The sequence below is a fragment of the Pseudomonas sp. B21-028 genome, assembly GCF_024749045.1.
Lineage (GTDB): Bacteria > Pseudomonadota > Gammaproteobacteria > Pseudomonadales > Pseudomonadaceae > Aquipseudomonas.
This window is the reverse complement of the sequence record NZ_CP087184.1, coordinates 5845998-5864700: the sequence shown is the minus strand read 5'-3', so window position 1 is coordinate 5864700 and position 18703 is coordinate 5845998. Positions and strand designations below refer to the sequence as shown.

Below are 18703 nucleotides of genomic sequence, written 5' to 3'. Positions count from 1 at the left end.
AAGATGCTGGATAATAAAGCATGACCCGCTTGACGGCTAGGGCCGTCGGAGACCCTTGCAATGCCCGACCAAGATGTACGTTTGCAACACCTGAAAGTTTGGCTCGATGAGCAACTTCCGATCCTTTTTGCCGCCCAAGGCTGGGGTGTCGTACCCCCGGCCACATTGACCGCGGCCAGCAGCGACGCGAGTTTCCGGCGTTATTTCCGCTGGGAAGGCGAGGGCCGCAGTCTGATCGTGATGGATGCGCCGCCGCCCCAGGAAAACTGCAAACCCTTCGTGGATATTGCGTTTTTGCTGGCGAAATCCGGAATTAATGTGCCAAAAATTTATGCAGAAGATCTCGAACGCGGCTTTCTTTTGCTCAATGACCTGGGCAACCAGACCTATCTGGACCTGATCGACGGGGAAAATGCCGACGATTTGTTCCGTGATGCCTTGCAAGCGCTGCTGGCTTTCCAGCAGTTGCCGATGGTTGCGCCGTTGCCCAGCTACGACGTTGCGTTGTTGCGTCGGGAGCTGGAGCTGTTCCCCGAGTGGTACGTCAAGCGCGAACTGGGCATCGAGTTCGATTCGGCACAACAACAGCTCTGGCAGGAGGCCAGCGACCTGCTGATCGACAGCGCCCTGGCCCAGCCCAAAGTCCTGGTGCATCGCGACTACATGCCGCGCAACCTGATGCTCAGCGAACCGAACCCCGGGGTGCTGGATTTCCAGGACGCGGTCTATGGCCCGGTGACCTACGACGTGACCTGCCTGTTCAAAGACGCCTTCCTCAGTTGGCCCGAGGCGCGTGTGCGTGGCTGGCTGGAGGATTACTGGCGGCAAGCTGGCGCGCTTGGTATCCCGGTCCAGCCGGACATCGAAGACTTCTTGCGGGCCAGCGACCTGATGGGCGTCCAGCGCCATCTCAAGGTCATCGGGATCTTCGCGCGTATCTGCCACCGCGATGGCAAGCCGCGTTACCTGGGCGATGTGCCGCGCTTCTTTGCTTATATAGAAGCCGTCCTCGCCCGTCGTCCTGAACTGGCGCAACTGCAAGCGTTGCTGTCCAGCCTGCCTCGTCCGGCTGGAGCGACGGCATGAAGGCGATGATCCTGGCGGCGGGCAAGGGCGAGCGCATGCGTCCGCTGACCCTGACCACCCCCAAGCCGCTGATTCGCGTCGGCGGCGTTCCATTGATCGAATACCATCTGCAGGCGCTGGTGGCGGCCGGCTTCAGCGATATCGTGATCAACCATGCCTGGCTCGGTCAGCAGATCGAGGATCACTTGGGGGATGGGTCGCGATTCGGCGTGCGGATTCGTTATTCGCCCGAAGGGGAGCCGCTGGAGACCGGTGGCGGGATTTTCCGGGCCCTGCCGCTGCTGGGTGGCGAAGCGTTCGTGGTGGTCAATGGCGATATCTGGACCGATTACGATTTCAGTGCCTTGCGCGGGCCGCTTGAAGGGCTGGCGCACCTGGTGTTGGTGGATAATCCCGATCATCACCCGGGAGGAGATTTCATCCTGGCCGACGGAAAGGTTCACGAAGCTGAACCGGCGGCCGACAAACTGACCTATAGCGGCATTGCCGTCCTGCACCCGAGGTTGTTCGAGGGTTGCTCGGATGGCGCGTTCAAGCTCGCACCGCTGTTGCGTCGAGCCATGTCGGAAGGCCAAGTCAGTGGCGAGCGCCTGGAAGGGCACTGGGTCGATGTGGGAACCCATGAACGTTTGATGCAAGTCGAAACCTTGATAGAAGCGAGCCGTTGATATGTGGTGGCCAGGGACTCTGATAGGAGCCGGAGCGGGCTTTGCCATAGCCAGCATTCCGGGGGCCATGCTCGGTGCGTTGTTGGGTCAGGCGCTGGACCGGCGCCTGAACCTGCACGGCTGGGCACAGGTACGTGAGCGCCTGGGCGGTCGTCCGGCGTTGCGCAACGATGAACTGCTGTTTGTCTTGTTGGGACGGTTGGCGAAAGTAGACGGTCGGGTGGTCGACGGTCATATCCAGCAGGCACGCCAGGAAATGCGCGCGCTGGACCTGAGCGAACCGGCACAACGCCGAGCCATAGCGGCATTCAACCGAGGCAAGTCCGGAAACGACCGCTTGCGCGGTTATCTGCGCCGTCTCGCCACTCAACCCTATGCCGCCGAAGGTGTGCTGCGGGCCTGTTGGCGGATGGTCTGGGCTGATGGCCGTGCCGGCGCCAGTGAGCGCGAGTTGATCGTCCAGTGGGGCAAATGGCTGGGCTGGACACCCCAGCAGGTCCAGGCGCTGGCGATTGATTACGAACCACAGAAACCGTCGCTGCCCAACAGCGGCGTGACCTATCAGCAAGCGTTGCGCTTGCTGGGGGTTTCAGCCACCACCGAGCCGTCGCAGATCAAGCGGGCCTATCGTCGGCTTCTCAGTCGTCATCATCCGGACAAAATCGCCGGCAGCGGCGCAACGCCCTTGCAGGTGCGCGAGGCCACGGACAAGACCCGGGAGCTGCATAACGCTTATCGGTTGATTCGGGAACGACGGGATTTTCGCTAGTTTCATTGAATGGATCGTGGCCTTGGGGCGACGTCGCCGCCCGTGGGGATCCACCAACCGGTGCCTGGCGAAAGAGGCGAATTAAGCCTCATTCACCGGGATTCTGCGGGTTCAGCCACCCCCGGACCCGCCGGAACAACTGCTCCTGTTGCGCCGCCGCATTGGGCAAGGCCTTGAGGGACACCTGGCTGAAATTCGAACCCTTCAAGCGTTTGCTGGCCTGCAAGCGTTCCAGCGCTGCGTTGCGATCCAGCGGCCTATCCATGTAAAAGACATCGGCAGTCGCCAGCTTCAACGTCGGCGTCAGTTCGGCCAGGCCGGGTTTGGCGGTGACCGGGGTTTGCGCGGCGACCATCACGAAACGTTCTATCTGCGAAGGCTGCTTTTCACTGAGGTAGCGCGCCGCCCAGTAGGCACCGGTGCCGTGGCCCAGCAGCACGATGCGGCGCGAACTCTGTTGTTCGGCGTAGGCCAGTGCCGCATCGATGCGGGCGAAAATGCGTTCGGCATCGGCGTTGGCATGTTCTTCATCGGCTTCGGCGACGACAGGGTCGACAGCATCGGCCTCGCCACCGGCCACCTGTTCGATCGGGGCCGCCGTCGTGGCGTCCGGGGCAGCGGCAGCCATGTCGGCTGGTTTGGTTTGCGGCGGAGTTTCCGCTGCGCGCGGTGCGATGACATCGCTTTGCGGGTCCGGCAGCGTGATACTCAGGGTGTTCCATTCGACATCAGGCAGTTTTTTACGCAACGGTCCGATGACTCGAGGCCAGTCGGCGGTTTCACCGGCACCGGGGATTATGATGACCGCGCCCTTGGGATCGCTGGTGTTGGCCGGTTTCCAGAGGGCCAGGAAGGTGTCGCTGCCGGTCTGGAGCTGTTGCTGCTCCTGGGTTGGGACTTTTCGCTCCAGCGCGGCCGCTTCTTCCTGGCTACGCTCGAGCAAGGGTTGACGCTCGACCGGTTTTGTCTCGTTGGGTTGATCCGTCACGGCGGGCGCCGGTTCGTCAGCCTGTACAGAAAACGCACTCGGCAGGATCAGCGACAGGCACAATGCTGGCAATGCCAGGCGGTGGACAAAGGGCATCGGATATTCCAGGGCCAGAAGTATTTCCGGCAGCCTAATGGGTTGGTCAGTATTTGTCAGTGCGTGAGACTTCAATGATGCGTTTTTGCTGCCTGTGGGTTATCGGCTGTTTATGGCTTCCCTTGATGACGTGGGCTGCGCCCGCGCCCCCTGTCCATGGGGTGCAATTGAATGCCGGGCAACGCCAGTGGTTGGCACAACATCCCCAGTTGCGGGTTGGCCTGGTTCTGCAGGCGCCGTATGCGCAGTACGATCGGCGCTTGCAGCGCCTGTCCGGCACCAACGTCGAGTTGATGCAGTGGCTGGGCAGGATGTTGAATGTCGAGCTGACCTGGCGCAATTTCCAGGACGTGGCGCAACTGGAAGCCGCGCTGCGTGATGGTGAGGTGGATATCGCCCCGGGCCTGACCCAGACACCGGGCGGACTCAGGCTCTGGCTATTCTCCGATCCGTACATGCGCGTGCCGCAGTTGATTGTCGGTGAGCAAAAGGGCGCCGAGGGTGTGGAGCTGGAAAAGCTCGATGCCCAGGTTCGGGTCGCGGTGCGCATGCCCAGCGCCATAGCGGATTATCTGCATGGCACCTATCCGATGTTGAATCTGCAAGGCGTACCGATGGAGCGTGAGGCCTTGCAACTGCTACTCACTCAGCAGGCCCGCTACGCGGTGGTCGACGAGGCGCAGCTGGGCAGGCTTATGGTCGAGCCGGAGTTCGCCGAACTGGTGGTGGTCGGCGACATCGGCCTGCCGCAATTGCTGCGGGTCGCTACGCGTCGGGACTGGCCGGAGCTGGCCGAGATCGTCGACAAGGGATTGCAGGCGATTCCCGCCAAGGAGCTGGAGCTACTGCACAGCCGTTGGCTCAAACCCAAGTATCCGCGCCTGACCGAGACCCCGGGATTCTGGCAGAACCTGACGTTGTTGACGCTGGCGTTGTTATTGAGCAGCGTCGCCGTTGTGTTCTGGCAGCGTCGCCAGCAACGTGGATTGGAGCGCCGTCTGCGCTCTGCGCGTGAAGACATCGCCCAGCGTGCCGCCAGTGAAGAAGCGCTGCGGCTCACTCAGTTTTCCATCGATCAAAGTACGGTCGGCATTCTGTGGGTCAACTGGGACAGCCATGTGCGCTATGCCAACCGCGCCGCCGAAACCATGCTTGGCTACGGACCCGGTGCGATCATCGAGCGCCCTTTGATCGACTTCGAGCCGGGCCTGCATATGGATCGCTGGTTGAACCTGTGGAAGCGCGCCCGGGCCAGTGAGGACGGACCGCAGAGTTTCGAGACCGAGTGCGTGCGGGCCGATGGCAGCATCCTGCCGGCCGATGTCTCCCTGAGCTTTCTGCGTTTTCGTGATGCCGAATACCTGGTGGTCTACCTCAACGACGTGACCGAGCGTCGCCGTGCGCTGGCGGCGTTGCGCGAAAGCGAAGCGCGCCTGCAAGGCATCGCTGCCAACGTACCGGGCCTGGTCTTTCGCCTGGAGCGGGCACCGGTGACCGGTCAGATCGATTTTGCCTACATCAGCGAAGGCAGCGAGAGCCTGGTGGGTTATTCCCCCGCGACCCTGGCTCGCAGCGACACCGGCTTGCGCAGCCTGGTGCATCCGGAGGACAAGGCCGATTATCACCGTACCCAGGACCAGGCGCTGGACAGCGACAGTGACTGGTCGTGGCAAGGGCGCATCCTGACCCGCGAAGGCCGGGAGCGCTGGGCCGAGATCAAGGCGATCACCCGTCGTCTCGAGGATGGCGCCTACGTCTGGGACGGCATTGTCTGGGACATCACGGAAAGCAAGCGTATCGAGCTGGAACTGGCCAGCTCCCGGGAACAGTTGCGTGAATTGTCGGCGCACCTGGAAAGTGTGCGGGAAGAGGAAAAGGCCCGTATCGCCCGGGAAGTCCACGACGAATTGGGTCAGATGTTGACGGTGTTGAAGCTGGAAACCTCCATGTGCGAATTGGCCTATGCGCAACTGGACCCCGGACTGCAGGAACGTCTCAACAGCATGAAGCGCCTGATCGCCCAACTGTTCCAGCTGGTACGGGACGTGGCGACGGCGTTGCGACCGCCGATCCTCGACGCAGGTATCGCCTCGGCCATCGAATGGCAGGCCCGACGCTTCGAGGCGCGTACGCAGATCCCATGCCTGGTGCAGGTGCCCGACAATCTGCCGCCCCTGAGCGATGCCAAGGCGATCGGGCTGTTCCGTATTCTCCAGGAAGCGCTGACCAACGTGATGCGCCACGCCCAGGCGCACACCGTGGAGCTGACGCTGGTTCGCGAAGGCGATGAATTGTGTCTGATCGTGAGTGATGACGGTGTAGGATTTATTGCCGATACAGGTCGGCCGACATCCTTTGGGTTGGTAGGGATGCGCGAACGGGTGCTGATCATGGGGGGGCGGTTGTCCCTGGAGAGTGAGCTGGGGGAGGGGACTACCCTGGCGGTGCGGGTGCCGTTGCATGAGGCCTGATGGGGGGGCTGGGCGGGCCCAATCGCGAGCAAGCTCGCTCACACATTGATCGTAATGCTGTTCACTTAAGACTTGCCCGGTTCATTGTGGCGAGGGGATTTATCCCCGCTGGGCTGCGCAGCAGCCCCAACACAGGCGATTCAATCCGCCTGATACACCGAGTAGCAGGGTTTTGGGACTGCTTCGCAGCCCAGCGGGGATAAATCCCCTCGCCACAAGTTCATCGCTTTTCTTAAGTGAACAGCATTACCACATTGATTGAGATATATAGCCCTGTGCGAGCCTGCTCGCGATTGGATTCTGAATCTGGAGAAGAACGTGATCCGTGTACTGGTAGCCGAAGACCACACCATCGTCCGTGAAGGCATCAAGCAATTGATTGGCCTGGCGAAGGATCTGGTGGTGGCAGGAGAGGCGAGCAATGGCGAACAGTTGCTCGAGACCCTGCGGCATGTGCCCTGCGAAGTGGTGCTGCTGGATATTTCCATGCCGGGGGTCAATGGTCTGGAGGCGATCCCCAGGATCCGTGCGCTGAACAATCCCCCGGCGATTCTGGTGTTGTCGATGCACGACGAGGCGCAGATGGCGGCCCGGGCACTGAAGGTGGGTGCGGCTGGCTACGCGACCAAGGACAGCGATCCGGCATTGCTGCTGATGGCGATTCGCAAGGTCGCGGCGGGCGGGCGTTACATCGACCCGGATCTGGCCGACCGCATGGTGTTCGAAGTCGGCCTGACCGACACGCGCCCGTTGCATTCGCTGCTGTCCGAGCGCGAGTTCTCGGTCTTCGAGCGCCTTGCCCAAGGCGCGAACGTCAACGACATCGCCCAGCAACTGGCCCTGAGCAGTAAAACCATCAGCACCCACAAGGCGCGGTTGATGCAGAAGCTCAACATCACCTCCCTGGCGGAACTGGTGAAGTACGCGATGGAGCACAAGCTGCTCTAGACCCACCGCAGATCCCTTGTGGGAGCGAGCCTGCTCGCGATAGCGGTGGGTCAGCTTGCATCAATGCTGAATGTGCCGCCGCCATCGCGAGCAGGCTCGCTCCCACAGGGGACTTGAGTTGGCATGTCAATTTGCGACATGCCTCAGAGCCCGCAATTTCAGCGTTTAACCCAAAATCCCCCGGCGCTTTTATCCAATCCCGCCGCCCTTGTAGGGCAATCCCTACCCCGACTCTTCCATCCGGCTGAGGCGATTCTCTCCTGCGCCCCGATTTGCGCGGTCACGAGGCTCCACTAGGCTTGATTCACAAGCAGTCATCAATACAAAAGGTGCGGGTATGAGCCAGGTTGATTCAAGCGCGGGGGCCAGCGATGTGCTGGTCAGCTTTCGTGGTGTGCAAAAGAGCTACGATGGCGAGAACCTGATCGTCAAGGACCTCAACCTGGACATTCGCAAAGGCGAGTTCCTGACCTTGCTCGGGCCGTCCGGCTCCGGCAAGACCACCAGCCTGATGATGCTCGCGGGTTTTGAAACCCCGACCGCCGGTGAGATCCAGTTGGCCGGCCGTTCCATCAACAATGTACCGCCGCACAAGCGCGACATCGGCATGGTGTTCCAGAACTATGCCCTGTTCCCCCACATGACCGTCGCCGAGAACCTGGCGTTCCCACTGACCGTGCGCGGCCTGAACAAGAGCGATGTCAGCGATCGCGTCAAGCGGGTACTGAGCATGGTCCAGCTGGACACCTTCGCCCAGCGTTACCCGGCGCAACTGTCCGGCGGCCAGCAGCAGCGGGTCGCTCTGGCCCGGGCGCTGGTGTTCGAGCCGCAACTGGTGCTGATGGACGAACCACTCGGTGCGCTGGACAAGCAGCTGCGTGAACACATGCAGATGGAAATCAAACACCTGCACCAGCGCCTCGGCGTGACCGTGGTTTACGTCACCCACGACCAGGGCGAAGCCTTGACCATGTCCGACCGCGTGGCGGTATTCCACCAGGGCGAGATCCAGCAGATCGCTCCGCCGCGCACGCTCTACGAAGAGCCCAAAAATACCTTCGTCGCCAACTTCATCGGTGAAAACAACCGCCTCAGCGGTCGCCTGCACAGCCACACCGGCGATCGCTGCCTGGTGGAGCTGGGCCGTGGCGAGAAGGTCGAGGCGCTGGCGGTCAACGTCGGCAAGCCCGGCGAACCGGTGACCCTGTCGATCCGTCCGGAGCGGGTGAGCCTCAACGGTGCTAGCGAACAATGTGTCAACCGCTTCTCAGGGAGGGTGGCGGAATTCATCTATCTGGGCGACCACGTCCGGGTTCGCCTGGAAGTCTGCGGCAAGAATGACTTCTTCGTGAAACAGCCGATTGCCGAGCTCGACCCCGAGCTGGCCGTCGGAGACGTGGTTCCGCTTGGCTGGCAGGTTGAGCACGTGCGTGCGCTCGACCCACTTCTAGAGGCGAATTGATCGCCCCCCTGCTGTAATCAACACACCAACCCTGCACGTGGAGAGAACAATAAATGTTGAGATCCCTGAAGTTCACCGCCCTGACCCTGGGCATGATGGGTGCGGCAAGCGCGATGGCGGCGGGCCCGGACCTGACCGTGGTGTCTTTTGGCGGGGCGAACAAGGCGGCTCAGGTCAAAGCCTTTTACGCACCGTGGGAAGCGGCCGGCAACGGCAAGATCGTGGCTGGCGAGTACAACGGCGAAATGGCCAAGGTCAAGGCCATGGTCGACACCAAGAGCGTCTCGTGGGATCTGGTTGAAGTCGAGTCCCCTGAGTTGTCCCGTGGTTGTGACGAAGACATGTTCGAACAGCTCGACCCGGCGCTGTTCGGCAAGACCGAGGACTACGTCAAGGGTGCGATCCAGCCTTGCGGCGTAGGTTTCTTCGTGTGGTCGACCGTACTGGCCTACAACGCCGACAAACTGAAAACCGCGCCAACCAGTTGGGCGGATTTCTGGGACACCAAGCAGTTCCCGGGTAAGCGTGGCCTGCGCAAGGGCGCCAAATACACCCTGGAATTCGCCTTGATGGCCGACGGTGTCGCGCCAAAAGACGTCTACAAGGTGCTGGCCGGCAAGGATGGTCAGGATCGCGCGTTCAAGAAACTCGACGAGCTCAAGCCAAATATCCAGTGGTGGGAAGCCGGCGCGCAGCCGCCGCAGTACCTGGCGTCCGGCGACGTGGTCATGAGCTCGGCCTACAACGGCCGGATCGCCGCGGTACAGAAAGAAAGCAACCTGAAAGTGGTGTGGAACGGCGGCATCTACGACTTTGACGCCTGGGCCATCCCGCGTGGCCTGGACAAGACCCGCGCCGAAGCGGCGAAGAAATTCATCGCCTACTCGGTGGCGCCGCAGCAGCAGAAGACCTACTCGGAAAACATCGCCTACGGCCCGGCCAACACCAAGGCAGTACCGTTGCTGTCCAAGGATGTCTTGAAAGACATGCCGACCACCCCGGAAAACATCGCCAACCAGGTGCAGATCGACGTCAGCTTCTGGGCTGACAACGGTGAGCAACTGGAGCAACGCTTCAACTCCTGGGCTGCGAAGTAACCTGACTCTCTGAAGGCAGGATGAAGTCCTTGTGGGAGCGAGCCTGCTCGCGATAGCGGTCTGTCAGACACATCAATATTGAATGTGCCGCAGTCACGCGAGGGGGCTCGCTCCCACAGGAAATCAGTCTCGACAGGTTCGGGTGTTTCAAAAGAACAGGGGCGGTACTCCGCCCCTGTAACGATAAAAAAGATTTGCGGAGTTCGCCATGGCTATCGCCGTTCCACTGAACGCGGGCACCAGCCCCACCTTGAAGCAACGGCTCAAGCGCGCCGAGCGGGTCAACCGCTGGAAGGCCCAGGCCTTGATCGCGCCGCTGGTGCTGTTTCTGTTGCTGGTGTTCCTGGTGCCGATCGTGGCGCTGCTGTTCAAAAGCGTGAGCAACCCGGAAGTGGTCGGCACCATGCCGCGCACCGTGGCTGCGATTACCGCGTGGGATGGGCGCGGATTACCCGGGGAGCCGGTGTACAAGGCCGCTAGTGAGGACCTGGCCGAAGCTCGCAAGAATCAGACCCTGGGCGACTTGTCCAAGCGCCTGAACATGGAATCGGCCGGCTATCGCAGCCTGCTGACCAAGACCGCTCGTGCACTGCCGTTTGCCAGCGAGCCGCCTTCTTATAAAGAAGCACTGGAAAACCTCGATGAACGCTGGGGCGATCCTGCGTACTGGCAGGTCATCCGTCGCAACACCAGCAACGTCACCCCCTATTATCTGCTGGCGTCCGTCGATCATCGCATCGACGACCTTGGCGAACTGGCCCCGGCCACGCCTGACCAGGCGATCTACCTCGACATTTTCGCCCGCACGTTCTGGATGGGCCTGGTCATCACCGCGATCTGCCTGGTACTGGCTTATCCGCTGGCCTATCTGTTAGCGAACCTGCCGTCGCGTCAGAGCAACCTGCTGATGATCCTGGTGTTGCTACCGTTCTGGACCTCGATCCTGGTGCGGGTGGCGGCGTGGATCGTATTGTTGCAGTCCGGTGGATTGATCAACGGTGCCCTGCTGGCCATGGGCGTCATCGACAAGCCCCTGGAGTTGGTGTTCAACCGTACCGGCGTCTACATCTCGATGGTCCACATCCTGCTGCCGTTCATGATCCTGCCGATCTACAGCGTGATGAAGGGCATCTCGCCCACCTATATGCGGGCGGCGATTTCCCTGGGCTGTCATCCATTTGCCAGTTTCTGGCGGGTGTACTTCCCGCAGACCTATGCCGGTGTCGGCGCCGGTTGCCTGTTGGTGTTCATCCTCGCCATCGGCTACTACATCACCCCGGCATTGCTCGGCAGCCCGAACGACCAGATGGTCAGCTACTTCGTCGCGTTCTACACCAACACCAGCATCAACTGGGGCATGGCCACGGCGCTCGGCGGGCTGCTGTTGCTGGCGACCATTGTGCTTTATCTGATTTACAGCTGGCTGGTGGGCGCCAGTCGCCTGCGCCTGAGCTAAGGGGAGATCGAAATGCTGAGTCCTTACATGTCTCCCGTCGAACGGGTGTGGTTCTACTCCTTGCGCACGCTCTGCGGGTTGATCCTGTTGTTCCTGATCCTGCCGGTGCTGGTGATCGTGCCGCTGTCGTTCAACTCCGGCAGCTTCCTGGTGTATCCGCTGCAAGGCTTTTCGCTGCACTGGTACCAGGATTTCTTCGCCTCGGCCGAGTGGATGCGGGCGCTGAGGAACAGCATCATCGTGGCCCCGGCCGCGACGTTGCTGGCGATGGTCTTCGGTACGCTGGCGGCCATCGGCCTGACCCGTGGCGATTTCCCGGGCAAGGCGCTGGTCATGGCCCTGGTGATCTCACCCATGGTGGTCCCGGTGGTGATTATCGGCGTGGCCAGCTACCTGTTCTTCGCGCCGCTGGGCATGGGCAACAGCTTCTTCTCGCTGATCGTGGTCCACGCGGTGCTGGGCGTTCCGTTCGTCATCATTACCGTTTCGGCGACCTTGCAGGGGTTCAACCACAATCTGGTGCGGGCCGCCGCCAGCCTGGGCGCTTCGCCGTTGACGGCGTTTCGTCGGGTGACCCTGCCGTTGATCGCCCCGGGGGTGATCTCCGGAGCGCTGTTCGCCTTCGCGACCTCGTTCGATGAAGTGGTGGTGACCCTGTTCCTCGCCGGCCCCGAGCAGGCCACCCTGCCACGGCAGATGTTCAGCGGCATCCGCGAAAACCTCAGCCCGACCATCGCGGCGGCGGCGACGCTGTTGATCGCCTTCTCGGTGATCCTGCTGCTGACCCTGGAGTGGTTGCGTGGGCGTAGCGAGAAGCTGCGTACCACCCAAGCCTGACGGCTTGCACCGCATGAAGGTGAGAGCGAGCCTGCTCGCGATGGCGTCGGATCAGTCGAATCAGTGCTGACTGACCTGCCGCCATCGCGAGCAGGCTCGCTCCCACATTGGGTTTGTGGTGCATTCAGCAGCTGAATGGCAGAACAACGCGCAATACCGAGCTATCCTTGTGCCAGCCCATACTCGAACAAGAGGCCGCGCACATGAGTCTTTCCTCATTCAAGATCGCCCACAAACTGATCACCGGTGCCGCTGCCATCGAGCAACTGGCGGCCGAACTGACACGGCTGGATGTGGATAACCCGCTGATCGTCACCGATGCCGCGCTGGTCAAGTCCGGCACCGTGGACCTGGCCCTGCAACACCTGGGCGGGCGCGACTACGAGATTTTCGACCGGGTCATGCCGGACCCGGAAATCGCCATCGTCGAAGACTGCATGCAGGCCTACCGTGACGGCGGCCATGACGGCCTGATCGGCCTGGGCGGTGGCAGCGCCATCGACATCGCCAAGTGCGTGGGCGTCTACGCCGGTTATCACGGCGAGCTGCAGGACATGTTCGGTGTCGACCAGGTACCCCGCAAGGGCCCGCCGATGATTGCCATTCCCACCACGGCGGGTACCGGCTCGGAGGTCACCAACGTGGCGATCCTGTCCGACAAGGCTGCGCAGCTGAAAAAGGGCATCGTCAGCGATTATCTGTTGCCGGACGTGGCGCTGGTCAGCCCGCAGATGACCCTGACCTGTCCTCCTGGCGTGACCGCGGCCAGTGGTGTCGATGCCCTGTCTCATGCCGTCGAATCCTACCTGTCGCTCAACGCCTCGCCGATCACCGATGCTCTGGCTATCGGTGCGATCAAATTGATCAGCCGCGCATTGCCCAAGGCTTTTGCCAACCCCGGCCACCTGCAGGCCCGTGAGGATATGGCGACCGCCAGCCTGATGGCCGGCATGGCGTTCGGCAATGCCGGAGTCGGGGCGGTGCATGCACTGGCTTATCCGCTGGGCGGACGCTTCCACGTGTCCCATGGCGTTGCCAATGCCTTACTGCTGCCCTATGTCATGCAGTGGAACAAGATGGCCTGCGTGGAGCGTATGCGGGACATTGCCGAAGCGATGGGCATAAAGACCGGCCACCTGAGTGATCTTGAAGCGGCCGACGAAGCGGTGGAGGCCATGGCCGCGTTGTGTAGCGCCGTAGAGATCCCCAAGGGCCTGAGCGGGCTGGGGGTCACCGAGGGCGTGATTCCGTCCATGGCCGTGGAGGCGGCGGGGATCGAGCGGTTGATGCGCAACAATCCGCGCAAGCTGAGCGTCGCGGATATCGAGAAGATCTACCGCGCGGCGTATTGATCGTCGGCCACGGTGGGCGCGCCAAATCTTGAGGTATACAATGCGCGCCATCGCGATTTCGCTCAAAACAGGTGCGTCATGCAGCCCTTCGCCATTGCTCCGTCGATTCTCTCCGCCGACTTCGCCCGCCTGGGCGAAGAAGTGGACAACGTCCTGGCCGCCGGCGCCGACATCGTGCACTTCGATGTCATGGATAACCACTACGTACCCAACCTGACCATCGGCCCGATGGTCTGTGCTGCGCTGCGCAAGTACGGCATCACGGCGCCGATCGACGCGCACCTGATGGTCAGCCCGGTGGACCGTATCGTCGGCGACTTCATCGAAGCCGGTGCCACCTACATCACGTTCCACCCCGAAGCCACGCTGCACGTCGATCGCTCCTTGCAGTTGATCCGTGAGGGCGGCTGCAAGGCTGGCCTGGTGTTCAACCCGGCGACACCGCTGGACGTGCTCAAGTACGTGATGGACAAGGTCGACATGATCCTGCTGATGAGCGTCAACCCCGGTTTCGGCGGCCAGAAGTTCATCCCGGCGACCCTCGACAAGCTGCGCGAAGCCCGTGCGCTGATCGATGCGTCGGGACGTGACATCCGCCTGGAAATCGACGGTGGCGTCAACGTGGGCAACATCCGTGAGATCGCCGCGGCCGGCGCCGACACCTTTGTGGCTGGCTCGGCGATCTTCAACGCGCCGGACTACAAGGAAGTCATCGAAAAAATGCGCGCCGAACTGGCCCTGGCCCGCTCATGAGCGGTTTCGAGCAGCTGTTCCCCGGCTGCCTGCCGCGTCTGGTGATGTTCGACCTCGATGGCACACTGGTCGATTCGGTCCCGGACCTCGCGGCAGCCGTGGACGACATGCTGCTCAAACTCGGACGCCCGCCCGCCGGCCTCGATGCGGTGCGCCATTGGGTCGGCAACGGTGCGCCCATGCTGGTGCGCCGGGCCTTGGCTAATCACATCGATGCCCAAGGGGTCGATGATGTCGAGGCTGAGCGAGCGTTGGAGTTGTTCAACGAAGCCTATGAGGGCAGTCACCCGCTGACGGTGGTCTACCCCGGTGTGCGCTCGACCCTCAAGTGGCTGCACAAGCAAGGCGTGGAAATGGCGTTGATCACCAACAAGCCGGAACGCTTTGTCGCGCCATTGCTGGACCAGATGAAGATCGGCCGCTACTTCCGCTGGATCATCGGCGGCGATACCTTGCCGCAGAAGAAACCCGATCCGGCAGCGCTGTTCTTCGTCATGAAAATGGCCAACATCCCGGCCTCCCAATCGTTATTCGTCGGCGACTCGCGCAGCGATGTCCTGGCGGCGAAAGCGGCGGGGGTCAAGTGCGTGGCGCTGAGTTATGGCTATAACCACGGCCGGCCGATCGCAGAAGAGTTTCCCTCGCTGGTGATCGACGACCTGCGTCTGTTAATTCCCGGTTGCCTGGACCCGGCCGCTGAGATAACGTTGCCCGACGCTGTTCAATCCTCTTCTGGAAACGCCATCGTGGTGGTCACTCGCAAACTCTGGATGAAAGTCATGAAGGCCCTGGCCCGTTGGCGTTGGCGCGCCTGACTTGATCCTGGCCGGTTATCCGGCGCGTTTGCATACCTGACTGTCAGCTCCTCTTGCCACGAGGCACCTCATGATCCGCGAAGAATTCCTGCGCCTGGCCGCTGCCGGCTACAACCGTATCCCGCTCGCCTGCGAAACCCTGGCCGACTTCGACACCCCTCTGTCGATCTACCTCAAGCTGGCCGACCAGCCCAACTCCTACCTGCTCGAGTCGGTGCAGGGCGGCGAGAAATGGGGCCGTTATTCCATCATCGGCCTGCCGTGCCGCACGGTGCTGCGGGTCCATGACCATCGCATCAGCGTGACCCACGATGGCGTCGAGATCGAAAACCACGAGGTCGAAGACCCGCTGGCCTTCGTTGAAACCTTCAAGGCCCGCTACAACGTGCCGACCATTCCCGGCCTGCCACGTTTCAACGGTGGCCTGGTAGGGTATTTCGGCTACGACTGCGTGCGCTATGTGGAAAAACGCCTGGGCACCTGCCCGAACCCGGATCCCCTGGGCGTGCCGGACATCCTCTTGATGGTTTCCGATGCGGTGGTGGTTTTCGACAACCTCGCCGGCAAGATGCACGCGATTGTCCTGGCGGATCCTTCCCAGGACGATGCCTACGAACAAGGTCAGAAAAGCCTGCAGGCGCTGTTGGAAAAACTCCGTCAGCCGATCACCCCGCGCCCTGGGCTGGATTTCAGTAAGCAGGCGGCGGCCGACCCGGTGTTCCGTTCCAGCTTTACCCAGGCCGATTACGAACGGGCCGTCGATACCATCAAGGAGTACATCCTGGCGGGCGACTGCATGCAGGTAGTGCCGTCGCAACGGATGTCCATCGACTTCAAGGCCGCACCCATCGATTTGTACCGGGCATTGCGCTGCTTCAACCCGACGCCTTACATGTACTTCTTCAACTTCGGCGATTTCCACGTCGTGGGCAGTTCGCCGGAAGTATTGGTGCGGGTCGAGGACAACTTGATCACCGTGCGACCGATAGCCGGTACTCGTCCTCGTGGCGCCACGGAGGAGGCGGATCGGGCGCTGGAAGAGGACCTGTTGTCGGATGCCAAGGAAATCGCCGAGCACCTGATGCTGATCGACCTGGGCCGCAACGATACCGGGCGGGTTTCGGAGGTCGGCTCGGTGAAGCTCACCGAGAAGATGGTCATCGAGCGTTATTCCAACGTGATGCACATCGTGTCGAACGTCACCGGCCAGTTGAAAACCGGACTGACGGCGATGGACGCCTTGCGGGCGATCCTGCCGGCGGGAACCTTGTCCGGCGCGCCGAAAATCCGCGCGATGGAAATCATCGATGAACTGGAACCGGTCAAGCGTGGCGTATACGGTGGTGCCGTGGGTTATTTCGCCTGGAACGGCAACATGGATACCGCCATCGCCATCCGGACAGCCGTGATCAAGGACGGCGAACTCCATGTGCAGGCCGGTGGCGGTATCGTTGCCGATTCGGTACCGGTGCTGGAATGGGAAGAAACCCTGAACAAGCGCCGGGCGATGTTCCGTGCCGTAGCACTGGCCGAGCAAACCTCGAACGACTGAGTTCACTTGCATCTGTGAGCCACAATCACTGTGGGAGCGAGCCTGCTCGCGATTGACGGCGGCACATTCCAAGACAATCGTCTGATGTGCCGCCATCGCGAGCAGGCTCGCTCCCACAGGTTCCTTCGATCAAAAGTCCAGGCTGACCCCGACATTCACTCCTTGCTGGGTGAAATCATCATCCTTGCGCAATGTATAGCCGCCCCGCAGCGCCAGGTCGTTGGTCAACTTGTGGCTGACCCCCAGGTTCAGGCGATTCAAGTGGCTCTGTGGCGTGTAGCCTTCGAGCGTGAAGTCGTTGGCTGGCAGGCTGTTGAGGGCAATGTTTACCTTCTGCCTGTCATCTTCATACTCACGTTCGTGGGCATATTCGCCAAATACCTGGGTCTGGCGGGTGAAGTTGTATTTGCCCTGCAAGCCGATGCCCAGGCGTTTCGAGTCGCGGGACTGGTCATCGAACGTCAGGGCCGTGGAACGGTTGCTCTTCTCGGAGTAGCCGTCGACTTGCACCTTCGCATAATCGGCACTGATGAACGGTGACAGGTGCCATTCACCGCCGGGCCGGGCAATGTCGTAGCCCACGCGGCTGCTGAATGCCCAGAGACGGCCGTCGGTATCGCCTTTCTCCTGGGCTTCGTTGACGCCCAGGTCGAACTTGCGCTCAAGGTTGTCGTAGTCGAGCTTGCCACCGGTCAGCGCTGCGTCAGCCCACCAGCGATTCTGCTGGAATTGGGCGAACGCGGTCGCCAGGTAGCTGTTTAGCCTGTAGTCCGAATCGTTATGGCCTGCTTCCATGTCCTGGCGATAGAAGCCAGCGGCCACCCCCACGCGCCAAGCTTCGTCGAGGCGATAACTGCCTCCGACATTCAAGCTCTGGCCGCTGCCGTCGGCGCTGGCGCCGTTGTTCTGGCTGTCCAGGTCCAGATGCTGGCCGCTCCCCGCGACGATCGCTCGCCACTGGCCGACTGCCTGCCAACTGTCCCAGTCCGATTGCCATTGGTTGCGCAGTTCGTCCTGGTGGGCACGGAGCGTCGAATGGGCCATTTCAGGCACCAATGTCAGTTCCCACGGTGCCGAAAGCAGGGAGTAGGCGTAGTCGGCGATCAGCTTCTGTCCGGCTTCGGTAGGGTGGACCGAGTCGTTGTAGACCAGTTTGCTTGGGTCAGGGGTGGCGCTGTGGATGCCATACGTGGTGTTTTCGGTGCAGCCGTTGCCGCTGAAGCAGGTAGCGGTGAGATTCGTACCGCTGGCAAAGCCGAATCGTGTGGGATCGGCGAAGCTTTCCTGCAACAGAAGTGGAATGTTCAGTGGGATGACTTCGGCATCGATGCCTTGCAGTCGGGTGATCAACTGCTGGTTGAACTGGTTGCTGAGCTGCGAGACGGCATTCTGCAAGGGGGTGCCATTCAAGGCTGGCGTCAGGCCCAGGTCGGGCAGCAGCCAGACCATCAGGTATCGGGCGCCCGCTGTTTGCAGGGTCTGGACGCTGTTGGCCAGGCGGTTCGCGGCGTCCTGTGCCTGCCGAGGGGTCAAGACCAGGCCCTGGAGAAAGTCGTTGCCGCCACCGGAAATGTAATACAGCGCGTTCGGATCGGCGCGCAGCCCGTTGGCCAGGTAACCGGCACGGCTGCGTTCGCCGGTATTGGAAACGGTGATGATCGAGTCGAGAATCTGGACGGTGCGATAGCCACCCACGGCCCAGTTGTTGCCATCCGCCAAGCCCGCGCTGGCACGGGCGGCCGAGGTGGAGGCGGCGGTTTCGTCGGCGGAGTAGCCCAGCCGTCCACCGAGCAGTTGGGTGGCGTTGGCGGAATAGACCTCGCCGCTGCCATCCAGGTAGACCGGGCCGGTGCGGTTGGTAAAGCGTCGGGTCGCCCCGGGCGGGCCGTCGGGGTCGGTGAGCTGGCCGGCGTCGTTGAGGCTGTCGCCGAAGACGATGAAGCTGGAGTAGGGGGCTGCGCTTGCATGGATGCTGGCCATCGCCAGCAGGCAAGCGGTGGCAGGTATGAACAGCGTTTGTCTGATCATGGGCAAAGTCCGTTTTGTCTTGTCGTTGTTGGAATAACGACAGCGCCGGACCTTTTGCGTTCGGCCATCCATCCGGAACGTTACGATTGTTTGCAAACCCTTCGAGTCGCTCATATTGCGCGCTCCGCCCAGCTAAGCTACTGTGCCGGAACGTATGAACGAGACTTCCCCCGTGTCGATTGTCAGCAAACTTCCGGATCAAATGATCAAGGCTCACGCCCGTTGGCGTTGGCGCGCCTGACCGTTCTCTGCCGGCCTCGCCGGACCTGTACCGATTTGCCTTCTTTACCCGCTTGAAAGCCGTTTCGCTGGTGCACGATTTGCC

15 protein-coding genes are annotated in these 18703 nt (G+C 61.7%); 13 read left to right on the top strand and 2 right to left on the bottom strand.

The annotated features are described in order from the left end of the window. The first annotated feature begins 60 nt into the window (after positions 1-60). From LOY35_RS25545 to LOY35_RS25535, 3 genes are read left to right on the top strand one after another with little or no spacing between them, the layout of a single operon-like run. Positions 61-1086 (top strand): aminoglycoside phosphotransferase family protein, encoded by a 1026-nt coding sequence (locus LOY35_RS25545; RefSeq protein WP_258628562.1) that lies wholly within the window; start codon positions 61-63, stop codon positions 1084-1086. Further along, positions 1083-1754: an N-acetylmuramate alpha-1-phosphate uridylyltransferase MurU gene (murU, locus tag LOY35_RS25540; RefSeq protein ID WP_258628560.1), complete on the top strand. Its 672-nt coding sequence runs from the start codon at positions 1083-1085 to the stop codon at positions 1752-1754. The genes LOY35_RS25545 and murU overlap by 4 nt, the downstream gene beginning before the upstream one ends. Before the next feature lies 1 nt (position 1755). Then, entirely contained in the window at positions 1756-2523 is a 768-nt protein-coding gene (locus LOY35_RS25535; protein WP_258628558.1) for a TerB family tellurite resistance protein, read from the top strand. Positions 2524-2611: 88 nt separating this feature from the next. On the opposite strand, the gene LOY35_RS25530 is transcribed toward LOY35_RS25535, so the two are convergent. After that, a complete protein-coding gene (locus LOY35_RS25530) occupies positions 2612-3607 on the bottom strand; it encodes an alpha/beta hydrolase family protein (protein ID WP_258628557.1) in 996 nt (331 codons plus the stop codon). Between the two features lie 74 nt (positions 3608-3681). Here LOY35_RS25530 and LOY35_RS25525 point away from each other — a divergent pair, with 74 nt between their 5' ends. From LOY35_RS25525 to trpE, 10 genes are all read left to right on the top strand, one after another. Continuing rightward, a complete protein-coding gene (locus LOY35_RS25525; RefSeq protein ID WP_258628552.1) occupies positions 3682-6078 on the top strand; it encodes a PAS domain S-box protein in 2397 nt (798 codons plus the stop codon). 318 nt (positions 6079-6396) lie between these two features. After that, positions 6397-7026 (top strand): response regulator transcription factor, encoded by a 630-nt coding sequence (locus LOY35_RS25520; RefSeq protein WP_047702279.1) that lies wholly within the window; start codon positions 6397-6399, stop codon positions 7024-7026. 337 nt (positions 7027-7363) lie between these two features. Then, positions 7364-8488, top strand: coding sequence for an ABC transporter ATP-binding protein (locus LOY35_RS25515; RefSeq protein WP_258628550.1), 1125 nt, complete (start codon positions 7364-7366; stop codon positions 8486-8488). 53 nt (positions 8489-8541) lie between these two features. Beyond that, positions 8542-9585, top strand: coding sequence for an ABC transporter substrate-binding protein (locus tag LOY35_RS25510; RefSeq protein WP_258628548.1), 1044 nt, complete (start codon positions 8542-8544; stop codon positions 9583-9585). 208 nt (positions 9586-9793) lie between these two features. Further along, positions 9794-11041 carry an ABC transporter permease gene (locus LOY35_RS25505; RefSeq protein WP_258628545.1) on the top strand — a complete coding sequence of 416 codons (1248 nt, stop codon included), beginning with the start codon at positions 9794-9796 and terminating at the stop codon, positions 11039-11041. Between the two features lie 12 nt (positions 11042-11053). Beyond that, a complete protein-coding gene (locus tag LOY35_RS25500) occupies positions 11054-11878 on the top strand; it encodes an ABC transporter permease (protein WP_258628543.1) in 825 nt (274 codons plus the stop codon). A gap of 203 nt (positions 11879-12081) precedes the next feature. After that, entirely contained in the window at positions 12082-13230 is a 1149-nt protein-coding gene (locus tag LOY35_RS25495) for an iron-containing alcohol dehydrogenase (protein WP_258628540.1), read from the top strand. A 78-nt stretch (positions 13231-13308) separates the two neighbouring features. Then, positions 13309-13983, top strand: coding sequence for a ribulose-phosphate 3-epimerase (rpe, locus tag LOY35_RS25490; RefSeq protein WP_258628538.1), 675 nt, complete (start codon positions 13309-13311; stop codon positions 13981-13983). Next, on the top strand, positions 13980-14798 hold the full coding sequence (locus LOY35_RS25485) for a phosphoglycolate phosphatase (protein WP_258628536.1): 819 nt from the start codon (positions 13980-13982) through the stop codon (positions 14796-14798). The genes rpe and LOY35_RS25485 overlap by 4 nt, the downstream gene beginning before the upstream one ends. Before the next feature lie 70 nt (positions 14799-14868). After that, the gene (trpE, locus tag LOY35_RS25480; RefSeq protein WP_258628534.1) at positions 14869-16350 is read left to right on the top strand and encodes an anthranilate synthase component I; all 1482 of its coding nucleotides are present in this window, start codon (positions 14869-14871) and stop codon (positions 16348-16350) included. A gap of 129 nt (positions 16351-16479) precedes the next feature. On the opposite strand, the gene estP is transcribed toward trpE, so the two are convergent. Continuing rightward, entirely contained in the window at positions 16480-18378 is a 1899-nt protein-coding gene (estP, locus tag LOY35_RS25475) for an esterase EstP (protein WP_258628532.1), read from the bottom strand. Positions 18379-18703: the final 325 nt, after the last annotated feature.